The following is a 3,274-nucleotide window of genomic DNA, read 5'->3' on the forward strand; positions in this document are numbered from 1 at the left end:
TCGAAGCGGCGGATGCGTTTGAGAACCTGCTCGGCTTCGTCACGTTCACGAACTGCGGGCTCGGCATCGTGATTCTCCAGGTAGAGAACGGTCGTCGTCCACGCAGTGCGCTTGTTGCCGTCCTCAAAGACGTGCGCCGTGAGGATGTGTCGGAGCAGTCCAGCTGCACGGAGGTAGGTGCCATCGTACTCCTCGGTGTCTTCGAGGACTTCTCGGAGTTCCAGCCACGGGGATGCGACAGCGGCACCAGTGTGCTTCAGGTCGTACTGCTCTTCGATCTCGTCGTGGATCTCGATAACCTCATCCGCAGTCGGAAGATCGCTCATTCGTCGTCGAGCATCCAGACCAGTGACCGCCCAACGTCTTTGCTGGTCACCTTTCCAGCATCCTCGAGCTCCCGAAGTCGGTTCAGTGCGTGGCGCGAGCTACATCCAACAGCAGCAGCGAGGTCAGAGGTGCCGGCAACGCCGTCCTCGTCGCGAAGTGCAGCCAAAAAATCGTCGTCTCCATAGGAATCAGTGTATTTCCCACTTTCCTCATCGCGTTTCCGCGGCATTGCTGAATCCATATCCACCATCTCGTAAATGAGTGTTGGTCCTCTGCCCGGATGGCCATTTCGGATTTGGGAAATGGATACTCTTAATTCACTTCCCGAGTAAGAAATGGATGTAAACACCGGCCCCTCGGGGCGTTCAGATTCGCCCGCGGATAGGGACCGCGGGCCGGGTTCACGAAAGCTCAGAACCTACCGTCTGGCCAGTCGTCAGGTAGACGCGAGAGGGTATGTTTGATTTTCAGATCGGACAACTCCGTGTTCTCACGAAGCCACTCAGCGGCTTCAAGATGCATATCTTGGCCGTTCGGGATGTAGACTCCGTTCTGGCCCCGGGTGACAAATGAGAGTGTGAGGACATCATCCTCTAGCGTTTCCCGCAGCTCGTCGTGGTCTTCGTTTCGTGCGACAAGCCTGAGCAACTCCTGTTCGGGGATCGGAGAGCCCCACGTATGGCGGCGTGCTAATTTCCACACAAAACGCGCCGGGTCTGTCATTGGCTTGCATCCGACCGGGTAGGACTTATACGTTGTTTGGTTTGGACACCTATGTCCAACAGCTTTAACACTGCTGCTGGTCGTAGTAGTTATATAATTACGCGGGACGGCCCGCAGTGAACCACTATGTCGAGCCAAAAACCACGCGATAAGAGGGACACGATGGAGATCAGCGACCTCCGGGATGAGTATCCAAGCGGCTGGCGTGTCCTCACGCAACACGACAGCGTGGGATACATCCTTGATGCACTGATGGACTCGCTTCCCGGCACCGAGTATACGAAAACCGAACTTGCAGAGCAGGCTGGTGTGAGCCGGCAGTCCGTCCATACACACTTCGACCTGCTGCTCGCCCTGGAGATCCTCGAGCCGGTCGAGGATACCTCACCACAGCGCTTCCGGGCCAACGCCGAGAGCGAGATTCTCACACTCCTGCATCAGGTTGATGGGGCTGTCAACAAGCAACTGCAGCAATGACCCATGAGTAGGCGTCCATGAGTGACGATCGCGATGCGACCCGACGTGCTGACATGGCCCGGGCTCTCGCCAGGGGCGGGATGGATCGTGTGCAGGTCCTCAGCTTAGAGAGTGCTGAAAAAGTCCTGACGCCCAAGCGGCGCGAACTCATCGAGACCCTCCGCACTCACGATATCGACTCTGTCCGTCATCTGGCCCGGTGTGTCGGGCGTGACAAGGGACAGGTTAGCCGTGATCTAGGCGTCCTCGCCGAACACGGTGTCATCAAATACGATGAGGACGGCCGGGCAAAGCGCCCCTACCTCGTCCAAGAACACATCACCGTCGAGCCGATCTGACCACAGATGCAGGAGCCATCCTGGAACGACATCGAGGCAGTCCGCAAGCGTGTCCGGAAGCTAATGGACGAAGAGCGCGACCTCTTCGACACTCTCGACGAGTGATTTCTGTTTTCTGGTGTCCCAGCGTACCGCCGAGCGTGAGCGACCACGAAGGTGTTACCCACAACACGCGTGTCCGCACCCAGTAGTCCGGTCTGCCCCACCCGTTCTATGTCCTCTGGGCTTCACGTTCTACAAGAGAATCTGCCATTTTCCAGGCCTTCAAGGAATATGAAATATCGAGAGTGTGTAGGTGAATTGGATCAGTCGTCAGCTAGATTTACCGACTTGTCGGCAGTCGCGAGCGATTTCTGGGCGAGTGCGGTCTGTTCGGTCCGGACACCAAACCGCACCACTTGGTCCGGCCCAGATGGAGCGTCGCAGAGGATTCTGGCGACGCGAACCCAGGGGTTGATCCGCGGACATTCCCGCCGTAGCACGTCAAAGTCGACGGGATAGGCAAATGCGGCCCCGACCGGGTCGTCGAGGTCGCCCAGCCGCATCGGCTCGTCCAAGAGAACGTCGGCCACCTCCCAGAGCAGTTCGGTCGCTGTAGTTGCGCCGGTGGCAATTGGTTCGGGGCAGATCCGGTCGCCCCGTTCGTCGTCCTGGAACGGCAGCGCCAGCCGATACCCGCTCTCGGTCTCGCGGATGAGATCCAGCGCTGCCAGCACGTCGACGTACTTCCGGAGCGACCGCGTCGACACGTCGGCTCGGGCGGCCAGTTCCGTCTGGGAGAGCGGTTGCTCGGCCTTCAGCAGCGTCGCGACCGCCGCACTGACCGTTGGCGTCGCGTCAGGCAAGAGGCGGGCCGGCCCCAGCTGGGCTAGGGCGTATCGGACCTCATCGAGGCGCAGGTCTCGCGGTGTATCCTCACGCTCCAGCCAGTGGAGACCATCGGCAACGGCATGGGGACTAGCCGCCAGCGCCCGGCACAGCGTCACCGCCTCACGAGTCTTGTGGAGATTCTTCTGAGAACACAGTCGTGATATTGTCTCGGCATAGGCTTCGGGACCAGCCGTCCCAATCGGCAGGCGAACGGCGATCTCGGGCGCGTCTTCCCGAGTCGGCCGGTTAGCGCTGCGGAGGTAGCCTTCGAGATGCTGCCCGAGGTCGCTGGCGTGGGGACCACGAATCGTTAGCGAGCCGATGTACTCGCCGAAGGGATCGGCTGCGTCAACGTCGACGAGTGGGGCCTGGCGGACTTTGTCCGGCCGCTGTTCGTAGAGTTGGCGGTAGACCGTGTGATCACGATACTGAGACTGGATCTGGGCCTCATGGAGCAGCGTCGCCCGAATGGAATCCAGCGTGTCGTGATCCAGCCCCGGCGCCAGCAGGAGTTCGCGATGGATGGTCACGCCGGCTTC

Annotated in this window: 5 protein-coding genes and 1 pseudogene; 2 read left to right on the forward strand and 4 right to left on the reverse strand. The window is 60.0% G+C overall.

What is annotated here, in order from left to right; genetic code table 11:
• The 3 genes from MU521_RS21235 to MU521_RS21245 all read right to left on the reverse strand — a co-directional run.
• Positions 1-326 (reverse strand): Fic family protein (locus MU521_RS21235; RefSeq protein WP_250864852.1); only part of this gene is annotated, 326 nt, incomplete at its 3' end.
• On the reverse strand, positions 323-568 hold the full coding sequence (locus tag MU521_RS21240) for a transcriptional regulator (protein WP_250864848.1): 246 nt from the start codon (positions 566-568) through the stop codon (positions 323-325). The genes MU521_RS21235 and MU521_RS21240, both read right to left, overlap by 4 nt.
• 170 nt (positions 569-738) lie before the next feature.
• A complete protein-coding gene (locus MU521_RS21245) occupies positions 739-1,050 on the reverse strand; it encodes a hypothetical protein (RefSeq protein ID WP_250864853.1) in 312 nt (103 codons plus the stop codon).
• Between the two features lie 162 nt (positions 1,051-1,212).
• Between MU521_RS21245 and MU521_RS21250 the strand changes: the two genes are divergently transcribed.
• Positions 1,213-1,527: a winged helix-turn-helix domain-containing protein gene (locus MU521_RS21250; RefSeq protein WP_250864854.1), complete on the forward strand. Its 315-nt coding sequence runs from the start codon at positions 1,213-1,215 to the stop codon at positions 1,525-1,527.
• Positions 1,528-1,544: 17 nt separating this feature from the next.
• On the forward strand, positions 1,545-1,865 hold the full coding sequence (locus MU521_RS21255) for an HVO_A0114 family putative DNA-binding protein (protein WP_250864855.1): 321 nt from the start codon (positions 1,545-1,547) through the stop codon (positions 1,863-1,865).
• A 305-nt stretch (positions 1,866-2,170) separates the two neighbouring features.
• On the opposite strand, the pseudogene MU521_RS21260 reads toward MU521_RS21255, so the two are convergent.
• Positions 2,171-3,274, reverse strand: a pseudogene (locus tag MU521_RS21260) (helix-turn-helix domain-containing protein); the annotation flags it as partial.

The sequence above is a fragment of the Halorientalis regularis genome, from assembly GCF_023698535.1.
In the GTDB taxonomy this organism is placed as follows: Archaea; Halobacteriota; Halobacteria; order Halobacteriales; family Haloarculaceae; genus Halorientalis; species Halorientalis regularis.